At 67.7% G+C, this 22340-nt stretch carries 20 protein-coding genes and 2 riboswitches; all 20 genes read left to right on the plus strand.

The annotated features are described in order from the left end of the window. The first annotated feature begins 72 nt into the window (after positions 1 to 72). Entirely contained in the window at positions 73 to 1305 is a 1233-nt protein-coding gene (locus QZL87_RS04355) for a putative peptidoglycan glycosyltransferase FtsW (RefSeq protein ID WP_295324154.1), read from the plus strand. Between the two features lie 10 nt (positions 1306 to 1315). Beyond that, entirely contained in the window at positions 1316 to 2500 is a 1185-nt protein-coding gene (gene murG / locus QZL87_RS04360; RefSeq protein WP_295324157.1) for an undecaprenyldiphospho-muramoylpentapeptide beta-N-acetylglucosaminyltransferase, read from the plus strand. After that, positions 2500 to 3933, plus strand: a complete 1434-nt coding sequence (gene murC, locus QZL87_RS04365; RefSeq protein ID WP_295326749.1) for a UDP-N-acetylmuramate--L-alanine ligase — start codon at positions 2500 to 2502, stop codon at positions 3931 to 3933. The genes murG and murC overlap by 1 nt, the downstream gene beginning before the upstream one ends. Beyond that, a complete protein-coding gene (gene murB / locus QZL87_RS04370; RefSeq protein ID WP_295324159.1) occupies positions 3930 to 4814 on the plus strand; it encodes a UDP-N-acetylmuramate dehydrogenase in 885 nt (294 codons plus the stop codon). The genes murC and murB overlap by 4 nt, the downstream gene beginning before the upstream one ends. A gap of 127 nt (positions 4815 to 4941) precedes the next feature. After that, positions 4942 to 5868, plus strand: a complete 927-nt coding sequence (locus QZL87_RS04375) for a D-alanine--D-alanine ligase (protein ID WP_295324162.1) — start codon at positions 4942 to 4944, stop codon at positions 5866 to 5868. Further along, on the plus strand, positions 5865 to 6803 hold the full coding sequence (locus QZL87_RS04380) for a cell division protein FtsQ/DivIB (protein WP_295324164.1): 939 nt from the start codon (positions 5865 to 5867) through the stop codon (positions 6801 to 6803). Before QZL87_RS04375 ends, QZL87_RS04380 begins: the two co-directional genes overlap by 4 nt. A 3-nt stretch (positions 6804 to 6806) precedes the next feature. After that, positions 6807 to 8063: a cell division protein FtsA gene (ftsA, locus tag QZL87_RS04385; RefSeq protein ID WP_295324167.1), complete on the plus strand. Its 1257-nt coding sequence runs from the start codon at positions 6807 to 6809 to the stop codon at positions 8061 to 8063. Between the two features lie 153 nt (positions 8064 to 8216). Further along, entirely contained in the window at positions 8217 to 9668 is a 1452-nt protein-coding gene (gene ftsZ / locus QZL87_RS04390) for a cell division protein FtsZ (protein WP_295324169.1), read from the plus strand. Between the two features lie 60 nt (positions 9669 to 9728). Continuing rightward, complete coding sequence (locus tag QZL87_RS04395; RefSeq protein ID WP_295324172.1) at positions 9729 to 11441, plus strand: SPOR domain-containing protein; 1713 nt, start codon at positions 9729 to 9731, stop codon at positions 11439 to 11441. A 160-nt stretch (positions 11442 to 11601) separates the two neighbouring features. Continuing rightward, positions 11602 to 12771 carry a deoxyguanosinetriphosphate triphosphohydrolase gene (locus tag QZL87_RS04400; RefSeq protein WP_295324176.1) on the plus strand — a complete coding sequence of 390 codons (1170 nt, stop codon included), beginning with the start codon at positions 11602 to 11604 and terminating at the stop codon, positions 12769 to 12771. Beyond that, on the plus strand, positions 12764 to 13411 hold the full coding sequence (locus QZL87_RS04405) for an NAD-dependent dehydratase (RefSeq protein ID WP_295324180.1): 648 nt from the start codon (positions 12764 to 12766) through the stop codon (positions 13409 to 13411). The genes QZL87_RS04400 and QZL87_RS04405 overlap by 8 nt, the downstream gene beginning before the upstream one ends. A 58-nt stretch (positions 13412 to 13469) precedes the next feature. Next, positions 13470 to 13560, plus strand: a riboswitch (glycine riboswitch). After that, positions 13561 to 13669, plus strand: a riboswitch (glycine riboswitch). A 52-nt stretch (positions 13670 to 13721) separates the two neighbouring features. Next, positions 13722 to 14870, plus strand: coding sequence for a glycine cleavage system aminomethyltransferase GcvT (gene gcvT, locus QZL87_RS04410; protein ID WP_295324222.1), 1149 nt, complete (start codon positions 13722 to 13724; stop codon positions 14868 to 14870). A 3-nt stretch (positions 14871 to 14873) separates the two neighbouring features. Beyond that, entirely contained in the window at positions 14874 to 15245 is a 372-nt protein-coding gene (gene gcvH / locus QZL87_RS04415) for a glycine cleavage system protein GcvH (protein WP_295324225.1), read from the plus strand. 39 nt (positions 15246 to 15284) lie between these two features. Beyond that, a complete protein-coding gene (locus tag QZL87_RS04420; RefSeq protein WP_295324228.1) occupies positions 15285 to 16091 on the plus strand; it encodes a hypothetical protein in 807 nt (268 codons plus the stop codon). A gap of 12 nt (positions 16092 to 16103) precedes the next feature. Beyond that, positions 16104 to 17462: an aminomethyl-transferring glycine dehydrogenase subunit GcvPA gene (gcvPA, locus tag QZL87_RS04425; protein ID WP_295324232.1), complete on the plus strand. Its 1359-nt coding sequence runs from the start codon at positions 16104 to 16106 to the stop codon at positions 17460 to 17462. After that, on the plus strand, positions 17459 to 19012 hold the full coding sequence (gene gcvPB / locus QZL87_RS04430; RefSeq protein ID WP_295324236.1) for an aminomethyl-transferring glycine dehydrogenase subunit GcvPB: 1554 nt from the start codon (positions 17459 to 17461) through the stop codon (positions 19010 to 19012). The genes gcvPA and gcvPB overlap by 4 nt, the downstream gene beginning before the upstream one ends. Before the next feature lie 103 nt (positions 19013 to 19115). Then, positions 19116 to 19562, plus strand: coding sequence for an ABA4-like family protein (locus QZL87_RS04435; protein ID WP_295324240.1), 447 nt, complete (start codon positions 19116 to 19118; stop codon positions 19560 to 19562). 14 nt (positions 19563 to 19576) lie between these two features. After that, on the plus strand, positions 19577 to 20194 hold the full coding sequence (locus QZL87_RS04440) for a DUF938 domain-containing protein (protein WP_295326751.1): 618 nt from the start codon (positions 19577 to 19579) through the stop codon (positions 20192 to 20194). A 102-nt stretch (positions 20195 to 20296) separates the two neighbouring features. Further along, positions 20297 to 21856 carry a fatty acid--CoA ligase gene (locus tag QZL87_RS04445; protein WP_295324243.1) on the plus strand — a complete coding sequence of 520 codons (1560 nt, stop codon included), beginning with the start codon at positions 20297 to 20299 and terminating at the stop codon, positions 21854 to 21856. A 47-nt stretch (positions 21857 to 21903) separates the two neighbouring features. Next, positions 21904 to 22251: a hypothetical protein gene (locus QZL87_RS04450; protein ID WP_295324245.1), complete on the plus strand. Its 348-nt coding sequence runs from the start codon at positions 21904 to 21906 to the stop codon at positions 22249 to 22251. The last annotated feature ends 89 nt before the right edge of the window (positions 22252 to 22340 follow it).

A 22340-nucleotide genomic window follows, 5' to 3' on the forward strand; every position in this document is an offset into this window, starting at 1 on the left:
CTCGGCATCTCGACTTCGCTCGATGCGAGCGGAAAGAGGGGAAGGCAGCTTTACGCTGGTATGGTTCGGGGCATGAGCGGGGGGGATAATATGGACGCGACCGAACGCCCGGTGATCGCCGCCACGCGCACCACCAAACGCCGCGGCCCGCGCCTCAGCCGCGCCGACCGCACCCCGCTCGGCCTGTGGTTCTGGGAAATCGATCGCGTGCTGCTGCTGCTCGTCTCGATCCTCGTCGCAGTCGGGCTCGTCGCGGTCGCCGCGGCCTCGCCCGTCGCGGCGCAGAAACTCTCGACCTCGACCGCCGCGCTCGACCCGCTCTATTATTTCTATCGCCAGCTGATGTGGGTGATCGTCGGCGTGCCGGTGATGCTGATGGTGTCGATGCTGCCCAAGCCGCAGGCGCGGCGCTTCGCCATCTATGGCACCATCGCCTTTCTTTTCCTGCTCTTCCTCGTGCCGCTCGTCGGCACCTCGGTGAACGGCGCGCAACGCTGGCTCGGCAGCGGGGCGTTCCGGCTCCAGCCCTCCGAATTTCTGAAGCCCTTTTTCGCGGTGTCGCTTGCCTGGGTGCTGTCGCTGCGCCTTCACGACCAGAGCCTGCCCGTCGTTCCGCTCGCCGCGGCGCTCACCGGCGTCATCGCGCTGCTGCTGATGGGGCAGCCCGACCTCGGGCAGACGGTCATCTTCGCCGCGACCTGGTTCGTGCTCGTGCTCGTCGCGGGCCTGTCGATGCGGATCATGGGGATGCTCGCGGGCACCGGCGTCGCGGGCCTGATCCTCGCCTATTTCTTCTATCCGGTGGCGCAGCAGCGCATCAACATCTGGCTGTTCGACAAGGGCGACAGCTTTCAGGTCGACAAGGCGCATGCGACGCTCACCGCGGGCGGCCTCATCGGCACCGGCCCGGGCGCCGGCCTCGCCAAATTCCAGCTGCCCGAGGCGCACACCGACTATATCTTCTCGGTCATCGGCGAGGAGTTCGGGATCATCGCCTGCATCGCGATCGCCGCGCTCTATCTCGCGATCATCGTGCGCGTTCTCGTCCGCCTGCTCGACGAGGAGGACAGTTTCCTGATCCTCGCCGTCGCGGGACTGATCGCGCAGTTCGGCGGGCAGGCGATCATCAACATGGCGGTGAACACGCAGCTCTTTCCGTCGAAGGGGATGACCTTGCCCTTCATCAGCTACGGCGGCTCTTCCTTCATCGCTTTGTCGATCGGCATGGGTTTGCTCTTGTCGCTGACCCGGCGAAACCCCTATGCGGCTCGGGTATCGATGACCCGAAACTGGAACAAGAAATGAGCGCCCAAAAATGACGGCAACGCGCCACTTCCTTCTCGCCGCCGGCGGGACGGGGGGACATATGCTGCCCGCATATGCTCTGGCGGGCGAACTGATCGCGCGCGGCCACCGCGTCGCGCTGGTCAGTGACGACCGCGGGCTGAAGATCCCCGGCGCGCCCGCCGAGATGGAAACGCATGTGCTTCCCGCGGGCCGCGTCCACGGCGGCCCCGTCGGCTGGCTCAAGGCCGCGCTCGCGATCCGCAAGGGGCGCCGGCAAGCGATCGAGCTGATCCGCGATTTCGACCCCGCGGTCGTCGTCGGCTTCGGCGGCTATCCCTCGCTTCCCAGCCTGCTCGCCGCGGGCGCGACGAAGCGGCCGCGCGTGCTCCACGAACAAAATGCCGTGCTCGGCCGCGTCAACCGGATGATGGCGCCGCGCGTCGATGCGGTCGCGGTCGCCTATCATCATATTCAACGCTATCCCGCGGGGCACGAGCTCAAGAAGCATATTACCGGCAATCCGGTGCGCGACGAGATCGTGGCGATCCGCGAGGACGGCTTCCCGCCGCTGCCCGAGGATGGCATCTTCCGCCTGCTCGTCGTTGGGGGAAGCTTGGGCGCGACGGTGCTCAGCGAGGTCGTCCCCGCCGCGATCGCGATGCTGCCGCGCGCGCTGCTCGACCGGCTCCAGGTCGTCCAGCAGTGCCGCGAAGACGACATCGAGGGCGTGCGCGCCAAATATGCCGAACTCGGCGTCGCCGCCGAATGCGCGCCTTATATCAGGGATTTCCCCGAACGGCTGCGCTGGGCGCATATGGTGATCGCGCGTGCCGGTGCCTCGACCGTCGCCGAGCTTGCTTGCGCGGGGCGCCCGGCGATCTTCGTGCCCTATCCGAGCGCGATGGACGATCACCAGACCTATAACGTCGTCGACCTCGTCGAAGCGGGCGGGGCGATTTCGTTCCAGCAACCCGCCTTCACCCCCGCCGAGGTGGCGAAGCATATCCAGCGCATGGCGCTCGAACCCGGCGCGCTCGAGGAAGCCGCCGAGCGTGCGGCAAGCTGCGGCCTGCCGAACGCGACGCGCGACCTCGCCGACCTTGTCGAATCGCTCGCCGCGCCGCCGATGATGGACGTGATCCGCGTCGGCGCACCCTCGCGCAGCGCCGCGGTCGCGGGCGGCGTTGCCGCTACCCGCGCGGGAGGCGAATGATGCGCGGCGTCGCGACCGACATCGGCACCATCCATTTCATCGGCATCGGCGGCATCGGCATGTCGGGCATCGCCGAGGTGATGCACAATCTCGGCTATCAGGTGCAGGGCAGCGACATCGCCGAATCCTATGTCGTCGAGGGTCTCCGTAAGCGGGGCATCAAGGTCGCGATCGGGCATGAGGCATCGAACGTCGATGGAGTAGCAGTCGTCGTGACTTCGACCGCGGTCAAGCGCGGCAATCCCGAGGTCGAGGCCGCGCTCGCAAATCGCATCCCGCTCGTCCGCCGCGCCGAAATGCTCGCCGAGCTGATGCGGCTCAAATCGACCGTCGCGATCGCGGGGACGCACGGCAAGACGACGACGACCAGCCTCGTCGCGGCGCTGCTCGACGCGGGCGGGATTGATCCGACCGTGATCAACGGCGGCATCATCAACAATTACGGATCGAACGCGCGCCTCGGCGCGAGCGACTGGATGGTGGTCGAGGCCGACGAGAGCGACGGCAGCTTCCTGCGCCTCGACGGCACGATCGCGGTCGTCACCAACATCGATCCCGAACATCTCGACCATTATGGCAGCTTCGACGCGATCAAGGACGCCTTCGTCGAATTTATCGAGAATGTGCCCTTCTACGGTGCCGCGATGCTGTGCCTCGACCATCCCGAGGTGCAGGCGATCATCCCGCGCATCCGCGACCGCCGCATCATCACCTATGGTTTTTCTGCCCAAGCGGATGTGCGCGGCACCAATGTGACGCCGGGGCCCGACGGCAACCGCTTCGACGTCGTCGTGCGCTTGCCTGACGGCAACAGCCGCACGATCGAGGGCATTCATCTGCCGATGTCGGGCCGCCACAATGTCCAGAATGCGCTCGCCGCCGTGGCGGTCGCGCTGCATATGGGCGTATCGGACGACAAGATCGCTTCGGGCTTTAACGGCTTCGCCGGGGTCAAGCGCCGCTTCACCAAGGTCGGCGAGATCGCGGTCGAGGGCGGCGTCGTGACCGTGATCGACGACTACGCCCATCACCCGGTCGAAATCCGCGCCGTGCTCTCTGCCGCGCGCGAAGGGGCGGGGGCAGGGCGCGTCGTCGGCGTCGTCCAGCCGCACAGATTTACGCGGCTCCGCGATCATATGGACGATTTCCAGCAGGCGTTTAACGACGCCGACATGGTGCTTGCGCTTCCCGTCTATGCCGCGGGCGAAGCGCCGATCGACGGCGTGTCGTCCGATATGCTCACCGCGGGCCTGCGCGACCGCGGCCACCGTCATGCCTCGACCGTCGCCGACGCGAGCGCGCTCGCTGCGAGCCTCGCCGCGAGCATCCGGGCGGGCGAACTCGGCGCGGGCGACATGATCATCTGCCTCGGCGCGGGCGATATCACGAAGATGGCGGCGGGTCTGGCGACAGCGGTGGAGGTTGCGAAGTGAGCCCATCCGTCCGTGGCAAACTCACGCCCTACGCCCCGCTCGCCCCGCTCGTCTGGTTCAAGTCGGGCGGCCCCGCCGACTGGCTGTTCGAGCCCAAGGACGCCGACGACCTCGCCGATTTCCTCCGCGACCTCAATCCCGCCGTGCCGGTAATGGCGCTGGGGCTCGGGTCGAACCTCATCGTCCGCGACGGCGGCTTTCCGGGTGTCGTCGTCCGGCTCGGCAAGGCGTTCGCGAAGGTCGAGGCGATCGACGCGACGACGCTGCGCTGCGGTGGTGGCGCGTCGGGCATTCTCGTGTCCTCGACCGCGCGCGATGCCGGGATTGCAGGCATGGAATTCCTGCGCTCGATTCCCGGCACGGTCGGCGGTTTCGTCCGCATGAATGGCGGCGCCTATGGCAGCGAGGTCAAGGACATATTGGTCGAGGCTGAGGTGGTGTTGCGGTCGGGTGAGCGCCGGTCGCTGCCGCTCGCCGACCTCGGCTATACCTATCGGCACAGCGAATTGCCCGAAGGTGCGGTCGTGATCGGCGCGACCTTCCGCGGCCGCCCCGGCGAACCCGCCGCCATTCAGGCCGAAATGGACCGCATCTCGGCGAGTCGCGAGGCCTCGCAGCCGCTGCGCTCGAAAACCGGCGGCTCGACCTTCAAGAACCCCGATGGGCACAAGGCGTGGCAGCTTGTCGATGAAGCGGGGTGCCGGGGTTTGACGGTCGGCGGCGCGCAGGTCAGCGAAAAGCACACCAATTTCCTGATCAACACCGGCGAGGCGACGAGCGCCGACATTGAGGCGCTCGGCGAGGAAGTCCGCCGCCGCGTGAAGGACAAGAGCGGCATCGAACTGCAATGGGAGATTCAGCGCGTGGGAGTGGCGAAGTGACGTTGCGTTTACCCACCCTGTTCGCCCTGAGCTTGTCGAAGGGCCGTCCTGTTCTTTTGGCGTCGACAAGGAAGAGCGGTCCTTCGACAAGCTCAGGACAAACGGTTTTGTTTAGTGGAGTTTCTGCATGAGCCGGGGTCCGTGGCATGTCGCCGTCCTGATGGGCGGCTGGTCCGCCGAGCGCGAAGTGTCGCTGATGAGCGGCAAGGGCATCGCCGACGCGCTCGAATCGCGCGGGCATCGGGTCACGCGCATCGACATGGACCGCGACGTCGCGCTGCGGCTCGCCGACGCGAAGCCCGACGTCGTGTTCAACGCGCTCCACGGCGTCCCGGGCGAGGATGGCACCGTGCAGGGCATGCTCGACCTGATGGGCCTCAAATATACCCACAGCGGCCTCGTCACCTCGGTGATCGCGATCGACAAGGAATTGACGAAACAAGCCTTGGTGCCGCATGGAATCCCCATGCCGGCGGGGACGATGGTCGACAGCGAAAGCCTCTTTTCAGTCGACCCCTTGCCGCGCCCCTATGTGCTGAAACCCGTCAACGAAGGCTCGTCGGTCGGCGTCGCGATCGTCAGGGACGACAGCAATTACGGCAACCCGATCGCGCGCGATGCGGTGGGGCCGTGGCAGGAATTCGACCGCCTGCTCGCCGAACCCTTCATCAAGGGTCGCGAGCTGACCGTCGCGGTGCTCGGCGACCAGGCGCTCGGCGTGACCGAGCTGCGCGTCAAGTCAGGCTTCTACGACTATGACGCCAAATATACCGACGGCCTCACCGAACATGTCTGCCCCGCCGACGTCCCCGCCGACGTCGCGCAGCGGATGAAGGATCTCGCGCTTCAGGCGCACCGCCTCCTCGGCTGCAAGGGCGCCTCGCGCTCGGATTTTCGCTGGGACGACGAACATGGCCTCGCGGGCATCTTCCTGCTTGAGGTCAACACCCAGCCCGGCATGACGCCGCTCAGCCTCGTGCCCGAACAGGCGCGGGCGGTGGGTATGGATTATGCCGAACTCGTCGAACGCATCGTGGGGGAGGCGCTCATATGAGCAAGACACAGATCAAGCGCGGAAAAGCGCCGCCAAGGCGGCCCGTGCGCGCACCGAAAAAGCGGCGCAAGATTCAGCAATCGCGCCTCAACGCGATCATCAACGCGCTGCCGATCAGCCCCCAGCGGCTGCAGAAAGTCGCCAACTGGACGATCGGGCTCAGCCTCTGCGCGGTCGTGGCGATCGCCGCGCACGCGACCGGCGTGACGGCGAAGATCCACGAGGAATATGCGCAGGCCGTCGGCCGCGCCGGTTTTCAGGTCAAAAAGGTCGAGGTCGTCGGCGCCGACCGCATCGACCGGCTCAAGGTCTATGACATCGCGCTCGCGCAGAAGGACCGCTCGATGGCCGCGGTCGACCTCGAGGACGTCCGCTCGGACCTGATGAAATATGGCTGGATCAAGGATGCGCGCGTGTCGCGCCGCCTGCCCGATACGCTCGTCGTCGACATCGTCGAGCGCACCCCGGCGGCGATCTGGCAGCATGGGGGCAGACTGTCGCTGATCGACGAGAAGGGCGTCGTGCTCGAACCCGTCACCGTCGCGACGATGCCCGACCTGCCGCTCGTCATCGGACCGCGCGCGAACCAGCGGTCGCAGGATCTCGCGCGGCTCCTCGCCGAGGCGAGCAGCCTCAAGGAATTGCTCGCCGGCGCGACCTGGGTCGGCAACCGCCGCTGGGACCTCCGCTTCCGCAGCGGCGAGACGCTCTCGCTGCCCGAGGGCGAGGCCGAGGCGAAGGCCGCGCTCGCCAAATTCGCGCATATGGACGGCGCCAACCGTCTCCTCGGCCGCGGCATCCTCCGCTTCGACATGCGCGACCCCGCGCGCTTCGTGCTCCGCTTGCCGCATGAGGGGCAGGTGGCCCCCGCCAAGCTCGAAGACATGCGCGCCGCGGTCGATGCGGTCGCCGCCAGCCAGTCGAACGAGGGGTAGGATATGCCGCCGCCGCGCATCGAAAAGATCATCACCGCGCTCGACGTCGGGTCGTGGAAGGTCTGCGCGCTGATCGCGGGCCAGACTGCCGACGGCAAGCTCCATGTCCTCGGCACCGGCCAGCGCGAGAGCCGCGGCGTCCAGCGCGGCTATGTCGCCGACATGGAACAGACCGAGCATGTCGTGCGCGAGGCGATCGAGCAGGCCGAGCGTATCGCCGGCCTCAACATCGATGATGTCTGGGTCAGCTTCTCGGCGGGCAGCCTCTTGAGCGACGTCGCGCCGATCGAAAGCGAACTCGGCGGGCACCGCATCGAAAAGGAGGATGTCGACGACCTGCTCGCGGCGGGCCGCGCCGGCATCGATCCCGAAGGCCGCATGATCCTCCACGCCCAGCCCGCGCTTTACACGCTCGACGGCCTCAACGGGGTCAAGAACCCGATCGGGCTCCACGCCGACCGCCTCGGGGTCGACATCCACATCATCATGGCCGACGGCGCGCCGGTGCGGAACCTCGAAGCGGCGGTGCGTCAGGCGCATCTCGACGTCAACGCGGTCGTCGCTTCGCCGATCGCCGCGGGGCTCGCCTGCCTGTCGGAGGAGGAGCGCGATCTCGGCGTCGCGCTCGTCGAACTCGGCGCCGCGGTCACCACCGTTTCGCTCTACGCCGGCGGGATGCTCGTCGAAATGGCGTCGCTGCCCTTCGGCGCGAGCGACATCACCGACGACATCGCCTCGGCCTTCGGCATAAGGCGTAGCCAGGCGCAGCGATTGCAAAGCTTCTACGGTTCGGCCTCGGCGTCCCCACGCGATAATAACGAGATCATCGAACTCGAACCCGGCGCGCCGTCGGGCGGCGATTCTCCGCGCATCACGCGCGCGCAGCTCGTCGCGGTGATCCGCCAGCGGCTCGACGCGATGATGGGAGAGATCGGCCGGACCTTGAAGGACCTCCATTTCGTCGGTCCGATCGGGCGGCAGGTCGTGCTCGTCGGCGGCGGCGCCGACCTCAAGGGCATCGCCGACTATACGCAGGCCGCGCTCGGCCGCGCCGCGCGCGTCGGGCGACCGCGCGGCTTGCACGGCCTGCCCGATGCGCATGGCGGCCCGGCTTTCGCGACGCTCGCGGGTCTGGTTCTCTATGCCGCATCAGACCCCGTCGACCTTCGCGACCTGCCGATGATGGCGCAGGATGTTTACAAGCCGGCGGGGACTTCGATCCTCCACCGGCTGATGGCCGCGTTGAAAAGCAGTTTTTAGCGATCGACTGGTCGAAAAGGTTAATTTTTTGGGTGATTCCGACGTCACAATAGTGCAATGCGGTAACAGTTATTCGGGCGGCAGGACCACCGCCCGACGGGTCGCAAGGTGCAGGGAAGCGGCATCGGTTCGCCGCTGCAGGGAGATTATTTGATGAGCATCAATATTGGCCCGCCGCAGGTCGACGAGCTGAAGCCGCGCATCGCGGTGATCGGCGTCGGCGGCGCGGGCGGCAATGCCATCGCAAACATGATCGCGGCGCGCGTCGAGGGCGTCGATTTCGTCGTCGCGAACACAGACGCGCAGGCGCTCAACGCCTCGCCGGCCGAACGGCGCATCCAGCTGGGGACGCAGATCACCCAGGGGCTGGGCGCGGGTTCGCGGCCCGAGGTCGGCCGCGCGGCGGCCGAGGAAAGCATCGCGCAGGTCGAAGAGGCGCTTAATGGCGCGCATATGTGTTTCGTCGCCGCGGGCATGGGCGGCGGCACCGGCACCGGCGCGGCGCCCGTCATCGCCAAGGCGGCGCGCGACCGCGGCATCCTGACCGTCGGCGTCGTGACCAAGCCCTTCATGTTCGAGGGCGCGCGGCGCATGCGTTCGGCCGACGCCGGCATCGCCGAGCTGCAGGACCATGTCGATACGCTCATCGTCATTCCGAACCAGAATCTCTTCCTCGTCGCCAACCCGAACACGACCTTCAAGGAAGCGTTCACCATGGCCGACGAAGTGCTCCAACAGGGCGTGCGCGGCATCACCGACCTGATGGTCATGCCCGGCCTCATCAACCTCGATTTCGCCGACGTGCGCAGCGTGATGCGCGAAATGGGCAAGGCGATGATGGGCACCGGCGAAGCCGAAGGCGACGGCCGCGCGCTCGAAGCCGCGCAAAAGGCGATCGCCAATCCGCTGCTCGACGGCGTGTCGATGGCGGGCGCGAAGGGTGTCATCATCTCGATCACCGGCGGTGAGGACATGCGCCTGATGGAAGTCGACGAGGCCGCGAACCATATCCGCGAACTGGTCGACCCCGACGCCAACATCATCTGGGGCAGCGCCTTCAACGACAGCCTCGACGGCAAGATCCGCGTCTCGGTCGTCGCGACCGGCATCGACGGCACGGGCGAAGCGGCGCAGGCCGCGCCCGCGACGCGCAGCTTCTCCTTCGCACCTGCCCGCACGGCTGCGCCCGCGCCGGTGGTCGAAGAAGTGGTCGAATCCGCGGTGCAGGAAGAACCCGTCGCCGAAGCGCCGGCGGTGCAGGACAACGACCCGGCGCCCGGTTTCTCGCTCGGCGATGCCGCCGAACCCGAAGCGCCTGCGGCGGCCGAAGAAGAGCCGATGATATTGTCGCAGGTCGCCGCGACCTATGACGATACCGCCGACGAGCTCGTCCTCGACGCGCCCGAAGCGCCGGCAAGCGACTATCGTTCGGCGCCCGCTACGGAGGCTCCGGCCGAAGCGCCGGCGCGTTCGGTCGGCGGCGGCACCCTGTTCGAACGCATGTCGCGGCTCTCGCGCGGGGCCTCGGCGCCCGACGCGGAAGAGGGCGGCAAGGACGACGGCGTCGATATTCCGCGTTTTCTGGGACGGCAGAACAACCAGTAACGGGGCTATCGAGCGGCCGCCCGCCGGGCACGGCAGGCCGGAAATCGGGATGAGTTGCCCATGCGGCAGGTGAAATGGACGGCGAAGCCGGCGCGCGCGCGCTACCTTGTTCGCGCGCTCGGTGCGCTGTTGCTTGGAACCGCGGCGCTCGCCCCCGCGCTGGCGCCCGTACTGGCTCAGGTGACGCCGCCCGACCCCGCGACGAAGGCGGCGATGGAAAAGCGGACCGCCGCACGCACCTTGCTGTCGTCGTCGCTTGCCCGCATCGCGGCGAATAGCAGCGACACGGCGGCGTTGCTCGATGCGGGGCGCGCATCGATCGACCTCGAGGATTATCGCGCCGCGCTCGGCTTCCTCGTCCGAGCTGAACAGACAAGCCCGCGCGATGGCGCGATCAAGGCGGCGCTGGGGTCGGCGATGGTCCATATGGAAAATCCGACGCGCGCTCTCGATTATTTCGGCGAGGCGCAGCTGATGGGCGCTCCCGAGCGCCTCTTCCTCGCCGACCGCGGCCTCGCGCGCGACCTCTTGGGGCAGCAGGACGCGGCGCAGCGCGATTATCAGCTCGCCTTGTCGGTCGCGCCCACCGCCGAACTGACGCGGCGCTACGCGCTCTCGCTCGGGATCAGCGGCGACCCCGATCGCGCGATCGCGATGCTGACGCCGCAACTTCGCGCGCAGGATCGCGGCGCGTGGCGGCTGCGCGCGATGATCCTCGCGATGAACGGCCGCGACAAGGAAGCAACCGAGATCGTCAACGCGACGATGCCGCCCGCGATGGCGCAGAATATCACGCCCTATCTGCTCCAGATGGACCGGCTCAATCCCGCGCAGCAGGCCGCGGCGGCGCATTTCGGCCGCTTCCCGAGCGGACAGCCCGGCCCGAAACGCGCACCCGTGCAGGTTGCGGCCGCGACGCCGTCGGCCGCGGCGGCAACGGGCAAGCCTGCGGCGGCCGACCGGCGGCGGTCCGTAGCGGCGGTGCCGCCATCGCCGACTTCGGCGCCTGCCGCACGCAAACCCGATCCGGCGCCGGCTGGGCGTTCACCGGCGCAGCCGCCCGCCGCACAGGCTGTCCGGCCGATCGCCGAGCCGCCCGCGCCATCGGGGGCGGGCCGACCCACCCCGTCTCCCGCGCCTGCCGCTGCTGCTCCCCAACCGATCGGCGCGGCCGTCGATACGGAGAAGGGCCCGATCGGCCCGGGGTTTTCGATAGCGGATGTGGGCCGCTCGACCCCGGCCGCATCACCGCCCGCACCGGCGGCCGCGTCCGCGGCTCCGCTCGCGTCGCTCGCCGACATCGTCGGGTCGATCGAAATTCCGCCCGAAGAGCTGAACCGGCCCGCCAATGCCATCGGCGCCGACACGCTCGCGAGGCTACTCGAGGACAAGCGCAAGGCCGAAGCGGCCGAGGCGGCGAAGCGCGAGAAGGAGGAGGCCGCCGCCAAGGCAAAGGCCGAGGCGGATGCCAAGGCGAAGGAAGAAGCCGCGAAGAAAAAGGCCAATCCCGCGCGCATCTGGGTCCAGATCGCGACCGGGGCCAATTTGAAGGCGCTCGCCTTCGACTATAACCGCTTCGCCAAGCGCAACGCGGCGCTGTTCAAGGGCAAGTCGGGGGCGACCGCCGAATGGGGCCAGACGCGGCGCCTGCTCGTGGGCCCCTTCGCCAATCGCAAGGCGGCGCAGGACTGGCTCGGCGACTATAAAAAGGCCGAAGGCGACGGCTTTCTCTTCGACAGCGACGCCGGCGAAATCGTCGAGCCGATCAAGTGAGCGGGGCTGAATTGAACCCCAATCTTCCCTGTCGCGAAGCGATGGGGAGGGGGACCGCGCCCGAAGGGCGTGGTGGAGGGGCGGCGACCTCGCGTCATGGCCGCTCCGTCAGCGCTTCGCGCTGCCACCTACCCATCGCTACGCGACAGGGAGGAACTGCGTGATCGCTAACTGCGCGAGCGACCCGGCGCGCAGCCGCGGCCGCCGCCATGCCGAGCCCGGCCGCGTCGTGCGCGGGCCGCGCGACGATTTCCAGCGCGACCGCGATCGCATCATCCATTCGATCGCCTTCCGGCGCCTGCGCCACAAGACGCAGGTGTTCGTCGCGCCCGACGGCGATCATTACCGCGTCCGCCTGACCCACAGCATCGAGGTCGCGCAGATCGGTCGCGGCATCGCGCGCGCGCTCGGCCTCAACGAGGATCTGACGGAGGCCTTGTGCCTCGCGCACGACATCGGCCATCCGCCCTTCGGCCACGCGGGCGAGGATGCGCTCAAGGCCGCGATGGCGGCGCACGGCGGCTTCGATCACAATGGTCACACGCTGCGCACGCTCGCGCGCCTCGAATGTCCCTATCCGCTGTTCGACGGCATCAACCTGACGTGGGAAACACTGGAAGGGCTCGCCAAGCATAATGGCCCCGTCGCGAACCCCGGCTGGGCGCTCGCCGAAATCGACGGCGATTTCGGGCTCGATCTCGCCAGCCATGCCAGCCTCGAGGCGCAGGTTGCGGCGATCGCCGACGACATTGCCTATGACAATCACGACATCGACGACGGTCTGCGCGCCGGGCTGCTCGACCTCGACCAGCTGATGGAGCAGCCCTTCGTCGCCGCCAATTATCGCGCGGTCGAGGGGCGCTTTCCCGGCGCACCGCGCGACCGGCTGCTCCGCGAACTCGTCCGCGACCAGATCGGCGTGATGGTCAACGACGTGATCGCCGCGACCGCCGCCAATGTCGCCGACGCCGGCGTCGCGAGCGTCGAGGAGGTCCGCGCCGCGGGCCGCACGCTCGGCGGCTTCTCGCCCGAATTGGCGGCACAGGAACGCGAACTCAAACGTTTCATGTACGCGAACCTCTATCACCACCCCGAACAGCTCGCCGCCGCCGAGGCAGCGAACCGGGTCGTCGCCGACCTCTTCGCCGCCTATGCCGCCGATCCCGCGCTGATGAGCGGCGACTGGTCCGCGCGTCTGCCCGGCGAAGAGTGCGCGACAAACCGGCATATCGGTGATTATATCGCCGGCATGACCGACCGCTTCGCCATCGACCGCTACGCCGACATTTTCGGCCGCGACGCCGTGCCCGCGGCGCTGGCGCATGCCTGACGCGCTGATCGTCGGCGCGACCGGGATGGTCGGCCGCGCGGTGATCGCCCATTTCGGTTCCACGCCCGTCACGGTCCTTGCCCGCCGCAAGGTCGAGGGACTGGCCCCGCATCACCGGGAACTGGTCGCGCCGCCCGAACGCTGGGCCGACATCATCGCTGCCGAACGGCCCGCCGTGCTCATCTCCTGTCTCGGCACCACGATCCGCCAGGCGGGCTCGCAGGCCGCCTTTCGCGCCGTCGATCACGACCTCGTGCTTGCCGCCGCACGCGGCGCGAGGGCGGGCGGCGCGCCGCACATGATCGCGGTCAGCTCGGTCGGTGCCTCGGCAAACAGCGGTAATTTCTACCTCCGCACCAAGGGCAAGACCGAGGATGATCTTGCCGCGCTCGGCTTCGATCGCCTCGATTTCTTGCGCCCCGGCCTGCTCCGCGGCGACCGCCCGGGGCCGCAGCGCCTCGCCGAAGGGCTCGCGACGATTGCCGCGCCGCTGACCGACGCGCTGCTCCACGGCCGCTTCCGCCGCTACCGCTCGATTTCGGGCGACCGTGTCGCCGCTGCGATCGTCGCGCTGGCCGGGCAAAAGGGTTCGGGCGTGTATATCCACGAAAACGACGCGATCCGCGCGCTCGCCGATTGACTCCGCCGGGGCGCAGCGCCAAGGCTCGCGGCGTCTGTCGGTCCTGACAAGGGATTCGACCGGCCGCGCGGGAGAGCGCGGGGGCGACCCCGCCACCGAAGGAGCAACCGCCCCGGAAACTCTCAGGTCAAGCGGACCGCGCGGGCTGGAACGGACACTCTGGAAAGCGTTCCGGCCGTTTTCGCCGGAGCCACCGAAGGGGTAACTCCATGCAATCATGGAGGAAAACTCTCAGGTTCCCGTGACAGAGGGGGCATGGCACAGGGCGGCACCGGGCCGCGCCTTGCCGTGTCAACGACGGGAGTGCGATATGCGCGAAGATGAAGAAACTCCGATCGAAACGGCGACCCTGCCGCTCGACGCCTGGCACCGCGCCAAGGGCGGCCGCATGGTCGAATTCGCCGGTTACTGGATGCCGATCCAATATGAAGGCATCATGGCCGAACATCTCTGGACCCGCGAGAATGCCGGCCTGTTCGACGTCAGCCACATGGGCCAGCTCACCCTCGCTGGCGACAATGTCGCCGAGGCGCTGGAAACGCTCGTCCCCGGCGATATTTCGGCGCTGAAGCCCGGCCGAATGCGCTATTCGCTGCTGCTGGGCGAAGACGGCGGCATCCTCGACGACCTGATGATCACCAACAGCGGCCACAGCCTCTATCTCGTCGTCAATGGCGCGGTAAAATGGGATGATATTGCCCATTTGCGCGACAATCTGCCCGACGAGATCACGCTCAATCACATGGACGACCATGGCTTGCTCGCGCTGCAGGGACCAAGGGCGGCCGATGCCTTGGCACGAATGGGCCTGACGCCGCTGCAGCCCGGCTGGCCGACGGTGAGCGAACTCGTTTTCATGCAGGCAAGCCCCTATGACTGGAACGGCGTGCCGGTCAGCGTCAGCCGCTCGGGCTACACCGGCGAGGACGGCTTCGAAATCTCGCTCCCGAACGAGGCGCTCACCGCTTTCGCCGACGCACTCTGCGCGATGGAGGAAGTCAAGCCGATCGGCCTCGGCGCCCGCGACTCGCTGCGCCTCGAAGCGGGCCTGCCGCTTTACGGGCATGACCTCACCCCCGCGATCGACCCCGCCGAAGCCGACCTCGGTTTCGCGGTGAGCAAGCGCCGCCGCGAGGAAGAGAATTTCCCCGGTGCCGCACGCATTCTCGGTCATCTCGAGGACGGCCCGCCCCGCAAGCGCGTCGGCCTGACAGTCGATGGGAAATTGCCGGTGCGCGAGGGCGCCAAGCTGTTCGACGGCGAGGACGAGATCGGCGTCGTGACCTCGGGCGGTTTCGCACCCAGCGTCGGCGCGCCGATCGCCATGGGCTATGTTCCGCGCGATCATGCCGTGCCCGGCACCGCGATCGCCGCCGAAGTGCGCGGCAAGCTGGTCCATTGCACCGTCACCGCCATGCCATTCATTCCGCACCGCTATGTGCGCAAACAGGGAGCCTGATCGATGCCGCGTTACTACACCGAAGAACATGAATGGATCGACGTCGATGGCGATGTCGCGACGGTCGGCATCACCGACTTCGCGCAGGGCCAGCTCGGCGACATCGTCTTCGTCGAGGTTCCCGACACCGGCGCCGAACTGACCGCGGGCGGCGACGCCGCGGTGGTCGAATCGGTGAAGGCCGCGAGCGACGTCTACGCCCCCGTCGACGGCACGGTGACCGAAGGCAATGCGCAACTCGAGGAAGACCCCGCGCTCGTCAATTCGGACCCCGAAGGCGAAGGCTGGTTCTTTCGCATGACGCTGTCGGACAAGGGCCAGCTCGACGGTCTGATGGATGCGAAGGGCTACAAGGCCTTCTGCGACGCCCTGTAGCCGATCGCCCCTCCCGCGGGCGGGAGGGGGAGGGATGCGATGACCGACGCCGCGCCAGCCATTTGCCGCCTGATGGTGGCGACGCCAATCTATGACGGCGCGCAGGGCAGCTATGTCCGCGCGGCGCTGGAACTCGCGATGGCGGCGCAGGCGCGGGGCGTGCCGGTGCGGTTCGAATTCATCCTGCATGAAGCGCAGGTCCACCGCGCGCGCAGCCTGCTCGCCGATCTGTTCGTGCAGAGCGATTGCACCCATCTTCTCTTCGTCGATGCCGACATCGATTTCGCCGCCGCCGATATTTTCGCGATGATCGAGGCGATGGCGGGCCGGCCGGACTGCGCGATTCTGGGAGCGGCTGTGCCGCGCCGCACGGTCAACTGGCCGCAGGTCGCGCGCGCCGCCGAGCGCGGACTGGGCAAGGACAATGCGACCGACCTTGCCCGATATGCCGGCGATTTCGCGTTGAGCTTCCTGCAAGCCGATCAGCGCTTCGCGATCGCCGACCTCGTCGAGCTGTCGCAGCTCGGCACCGGGCTGATGCTGATCCGCCGCGACGTCGTCGAAACGCTCCGCGCGCGGCATCCCGAGCTTCTGTTCCGCACCGATGCGCGGGACCGGCACGGAACGGGGGTGGGCGAGAGCGTCCACGCGCTCTTCCTGCCCGAGATCGACCGAGGCAGCGGCCTGATGCTGTCCGAAGATTATGCCTTCTGCCGCCGTGCGCGCGATGCGGGTTTTCGCATCTGGCTCGCCCCCTGGGTCCGCACAACGCACAGCGGCCCCGCCACCTTTCGCGGATCGCTCGCCGATCTTGCACCGCTTTTTGCTTCTTCTTCCGTATCCTGACCGGAGTATTTCATGCGTTATCTCCCCCTCACTCCCGATGACCGCGCGGCGATGCTCGCGGCGGTCGGTGCGTCGTCGATCGACGACCTGTTCGCCGACGTGCCGCCCGAGGCGCGGCTCGACGGCCCGATCGCGGGGCTGCCGAACCACGCCAGCGAACTCGCGGTCGAGCGCCATATGGCGGCGCTCGCGCGGCAGAATCGCGCCGCGGGCGAGGGGCCTTTCTTCCTCGGCGCCGGCGCCTATCGCCACCATGTTCCGGCCAGCGTCGATCATCTGATCCAGCGCGGCGAATTCCTCACCGCCTACACGCCCTATCAGCCCGAAATCGCGCAGGGCACGCTGCAGATGCTGTTCGAATTCCAGAGCCAGGTCGCGCGGCTGTTCGGCGCCGACGTCGCCAATGCGTCGATGTACGACGGCTCGACCGCCTGCTGGGAAGCGATCGTCATGGCGCGCCGCATCACCAAGCGCGCGAAGGCGTTGCTCTCCACCGGGCTCCACCCGCATTATCGCAGCGTCGCGCGCACGATGGCGAAATATACCGGCGACGTGCTGGTCGACGGCGATCCGAGCCTCGAAGCCGGCACTGACTGGGCGGCGCTTGCTGATAGCATCGACAAGGACACCAGCTGCGTTGTCGTCCAATATCCCGACATTTTGGGCCGCATCGACGATATGACGAAGCTCGCCGAAGCCTGTCAGGCGGCGGGTGCGCTGCTGATCGCGGTCGTCACCGAACCCGTCGCGCTCGGCCTCATCAAGTCGCCCGGCGAAATGGGCGCCGACATCGTCGTGGGCGAAGGGCAGGCGATCGGCGTCGGGCTGCAATTCGGAGGTCCCTATGTCGGCCTGTTCGCTTGCAAGTCGAAATATGTCCGCCAGATGCCCGGCCGCCTCTGCGGCGAAACGGTCGATGCGAATGGAAAACGCGGTTTTGTGCTCACCCTCTCGACCCGCGAACAGCATATCCGTCGCGAGAAGGCGACGAGCAATATCTGCACCAATGCAGGGCTTTGCGCACTGGCCTTCAGCATTCACATGACCTTGCTCGGCGAAGCGGGGCTACGCCAGCTCGCCGCGATCAACCATGGCCGCGCGAAGGCGGCGGCGGCCGAACTCGCGAAGGTGCCGGGCGTGTCGGTGATGAACGACGGCTTCTTCAACGAATTCACGTTGCGGCTGCCCGCCGACGCGCGTGCCACAGTGCATAAGCTTGCCGAAAAGGGCGTGCTGGGCGGTGTGTCGCTCGGCCGCCTCTATCCCGAAAATGATGGCCTCGCGAACGGGCTGGTGGTCGCGGTGACCGAAACCGTGACCGAGGACGATATTGCCGCCTTTGCCGCGGCGCTGAAGGAGGTGCTGGCATGACCGCGCTCAACCGCGCCGGATGGCGCCCCGAAATGAATGTCGCCGGCGGCGCCGACGACAATGTGACCTTCACCGGCAACCGTGCCTTGATGCTCGAAGAACCGCTGATTTTCGAGATCGGCTCGACCGAAACGACCGGCGTCGATTTCGACGAGCCGGCGCCCGCCGCCGACCTGGGATCGCTGATGCGCAGCGATCCCATCGGCCTGCCGGGGCTCAGCGAGTCCGAAACGGTGCGCCACTATACGCGCCTGTCGCGCCAGAATTACGCCATCGACCTCGGCCTTTTCCCGCTCGGCAGCTGCACGATGAAACACAACCCGCGCCTCAATGAAAAGGTCGCGCGGATGCCGGGCTTCGCCGATGTTCATCCGTTGCAGCCGCAGGAAACCGTGCAGGGGGCGCTGGCAGTCATCAACGAACTCGCCGTCTGGCTGATCAAGCTGACCGGCATGTATGGCGTCGCCATGTCGCCCAAGGCGGGCGCGCATGGCGAGCTTTGCGGCATCCTCTGCATCAAGGCGGCGCTCGAGGCGCGCGGCGAGGACCGGCGCGTATTGCTCGTCCCCGAAAGCGCGCACGGCACCAATCCGGCGACCGCGGCCTTTGCGGGCTTCACGGTCGAGGATATTCCTGCAACCGCCGAGGGCCGCGTCGATCTCGCGGCGCTGAAAGCGCGCCTCGGCCCCGACGTCGCGGGGGTGATGATCACCAACCCCAACACCTGCGGCCTGTTCGAGCGCGACATGAAGGCGATCTCGGACGCGGTCCACGCGGCGGGCGGTTATGTCTATTGCGACGGCGCGAACTTCAACGCGATCGTCGGCCGCGTGCGTCCGGGCGATCTGGGCATCGACGCGATGCACATCAACCTGCACAAGACCTTCTCGACCCCGCACGGCGGCGGTGGACCGGGTTCGGGGCCGGTGGTGCTGTCGGAGGCGCTGTCGCCCTACGGCCCGATCCCCTATTCCGCGCGCTACGCCGACGGCTCGTTCAAGCTGGTCGAAGAGGAGAGCGCGGGCGAGGAGCATCCCGAGACCTTTGGCCGCATGACCGCGTTCCACGGCCAGATGGGCATGTTCACGCGCGCGCTGACCTATATCCTCAGCCACGGGGCCGACGGTCTCAAGCAGGTTGCCGAGGACGCCGTGCTCAACGCCAATTATGTGCTGCGCGGCCTGGAGGATGTCCTCGACGCGCCCTTCGCCGCATCGGGGCCGTGCATGCACGAGGCGCTGTTCAGCGACAAGGGGCTCGCCGAAGGCTTCTCGACGCTCGACATCGCCAAGGGCCTGATCGACGAGGGCTATCACCCGATGACGGTCTATTTCCCGCTCGTCGTCCACGGCGCGATGCTCATCGAGCCGACCGAGACCGAATCGAAGGCAGTGCTCGACCAGTTCATCGGGGCGCTGCGCAGCATCGCGCTGCGCGCGAAGAACGGCGATCCGGCACTCAAGTCGGCGCCGCATTTCGCCCCGCGCGCGCGGCTCGACGAAACGGCGGCGGCGCGGAGGCCGATCCTTGCCTGGGAAGGCGACCTATAGTCCATCGTCATCCCGGCGAAGGCCGGGATCTCGACGGCGCGTCACTACCCAACGGCGAGATCCCGGCCTTCGCCGGGATGACGATTAAAAGGGGGAGAGTGCGATGAGCTGGGACAGTCTGTTTCTGCTGGCAAATTATTGGGCTTTCGCCGGCTGGATCGCACTTGCGTTCCTGCCGCGCGGGCCAAGGATTCTCGCGGCTATTCTCTATGCCGGCGTGTTCCTGCTCTGCCTGGCCTATACTGTGCTGATCGTCGGTTTCCTGACCGGCGGCATCGATCCGGGGGGCGCGAGCGGGGCCGATTTCACGACGCTCGCCGGCGTGATGAAGCTGTTCGACAGCCCGGGCGGCGCGACGATGGGGTGGATCCACTATCTTGCCTTCGACCTGTTCGCCGGCATGTGGATCGCGCGCGACGCCGATCAGAAGGGTTTCAGCCGCGTCGTGCAATTCCCCTTCCTGTTCCTGACGCTGATGGCCGGCCCGGTCGGCCTCTTCGCCTGGCTGATCGTGCGCGAGCGCCGCGCGCGGGCGCAGGCGAAGCGGTGACGCCGCAGCCCTGGATGCCCGGCGACGGCGGTTCCGCGGACAAGCGCCACGCCCCCGCGACGCTGCGTAACCGCGACGCGATCGCCGCGGTGCTCGCCGACTGGCTGCCGCCGTCGGGGACGGTGCTGGAGGTGGCGAGTGGGTCGGGCGAGCATATCGTCCACTTCGCTGCCGCCTTTCCGCATCTGGGCTGGCAACCGAGCGATCCCGACCCCGCCGGCCTGACGTCGATCGCGGCCTGGCGCGCCGAGGCCGGGCTCGCCAACGTCGCGCCGCCGCTGGCGCTCGACGCCGCCGCATCCGACTGGCCGGTCGAGCAGGCCGATGCGATCCTCTGCATCAACATGGTCCATATCAGCCCATGGGAAGCGACGCTCGGCCTGTTCGCGGGCGCCGCGCGGCTGCTCGTGCCCGGCGCCCCGCTGATCCTCTATGGCCCCTACATCGAGCCCGATGTGCCGACGGCGGAGAGCAATCTGGCCTTCGACGCCAATCTGCGCGCGCGCGATCCGGCGTGGGGGCTGCGCGACGCCGATATGGTCAAGTCGGCGGCTCGCGCCGCGGGGCTCGCCTTCATCGAGCGCCGCGCGATGCCCGCGAACAATCTGATGCTGCTCTTCCGCCGCACCTGACGGACCTGACAGGTCGGCCGATCGGCGCTTTACCTCGCCCGCAGAACCGTTAGCTTTCTCATCAATTGCGCGCAAACGACGCGATTCGAGGAGAGAGAGGCGATGGGCCGCGACGTTTCGGAGCTGTTTACGTTCGACGAATTCCTGACCCATTGGGCCGCCGAGCGTCCCGACCGGGTGGCGATGCGCGAGGAGGATCGCGTTTACAGCTACGCCGAACTCGATGACCTCACCGCGCGCGCGGCGTCGGCCTTGATCGCCGCGGGGCTCAAAAAGGGCGACCGCATCGCGTGGATCGGCAAGAACAGCGACCTGTATTTCACCCTCTTCTATGGCGCGGCGCGCGCGGGCATCGTGATGGCGCCGATCGGCTGGCGCCTCTCGCCCGCCGAATGGGCCTTCATCGTCAATGATACGCAGGCGAAGATCGTCTTCGCCGGGCCGGGGTTCGACGAGGTCGCCGGGCAGCTGTCAGGCAAGCTCGCGAACGATCCGAGGATCGCCGGCGCCGTCGAAGCCCGGGCGATGATCGAGGGCGCCGGGCGCGCGCCCTTCGAGCCATCCGCGGTCAACGACGCGGTGCTCCAGCTCTATACATCGGGCACCACGGGCAACCCGAAGGGCGCCGTTCTGTCGAACCGCAATCTCTTCGCGCTGCGCAAGCATTCGAGCACCCTCGACATGCCCTACACCAAATGGGAGGATGACGAGGCGGTGCTCGTCGCGATGCCCTGCGCGCATATCGGCGGCACCGGGCTCGGCATCATGGCGCTGGCGGCGGGACTTCCCGGCATCATCCTCGCCGAATTCAACCCCGACGGCGTGTTCGACGCCGTCGAGCGGCACGGCGTCACGCGCTTCTTCATGGTCCCCGCGGCGCTCCAGATGCTGCTGATGCACCCGCGCTGCGCCAGCGTCGACTACAGCCGCCTCAAATATATCCTCTACGGCGCTGCGCCGATCCCGCTCGAATTGCTGCGCCAGTGCATCCAGGTCTTCGGGGCGCAGTTCATCCAGGCTTACGGGATGACCGAGACGACGGGCACCATCTCGATGCTGCCTCCCGAAGATCACGATCCCGCGGGCAATGCGCGCATGCGTTCGGCGGGCAAGGCGCTTCCGGGGGTCGAGATCGTCATTCTCGGACCCGACGGCCAGCCGGTGCCGACGGGCGAGGTGGGCGAGGTCGTCACGCGCTCGTCGAACAATATGCTCGGTTACTGGAACCTGCCCGATGCGACCGCGACGACGATGACCGACGACGGCTGGATTCGCACCGGCGACGCGGGCTATCTCGACGCGGACGGCTATCTCTTCATCCACGACCGGATGAAGGACATGATCATCACCGGCGGCGAGAATGTCTATCCGGCCGAGGTCGAAAGCGCGATCTTCGGCCATCCGGCGGTGCAGGAGGTCGCGGTGATCGGCATCCCCGACGATAAATGGGGCGAGACGGTGAAGGCGGTCGTCGTCGCCAAGCCGGGCGCCAGCGTCGAGGAGGCGGACATCATCGCGTGGGCGCGCGAGCGCATCGCGCCCTTCAAATGCCCGCGCAGCATCGACGTCATCGAGGCGCTGCCGCGCAACGCCAGCGGCAAGATCCTGCGCAAGGACCTGCGCGCGCCCTATTGGGAGGGCTATGAGCGGATGGTGAATTGACGGGCCGGTAAGGGCAGGTTCATTTTCCCGATGCTTAGCGCGCGACGATGGAATGGCTCATCGACTTTTACCGTCCGCTGAGTGCCGCGCTCGGCATGAGCACGGGCGCCTCGGACAGTCTGCTGCATGTGCATGGCGGCATGGTCGTCCTGTTTCTCGCCCGGATCGCGACCCGGCGTTCGCTCGCGACATGGACGCCATTTCTGTTCGTCCTGGCGGCGGCGCTGGCAAAGGAAGCCGTCGACCGCATCGCGCATGGCGCGTGGCGGATGCCCGACAGCGCGTTCGACGTCCTCAACACGATCTTCTGGCCCTTCGTCCTGATGGTCGGGTTGCGCTGGCGCCGGGCGCGGCCCGACGGTTCCGGTGGCGACCGGAATGCGGGCGGCGGCTGACCGCCGGAACTAGCCGTCGCCCCCGCGAAGGCGGGGGCCGCTCTCGGTTTACGCGGGCACGGCTGATTAAGGCCGCTGGCGGCCCCCGC

This window comes from uncultured Sphingopyxis sp. (assembly GCF_900078365.1).
In the GTDB taxonomy this organism is placed as follows: domain Bacteria; phylum Pseudomonadota; class Alphaproteobacteria; order Sphingomonadales; family Sphingomonadaceae; genus Sphingopyxis.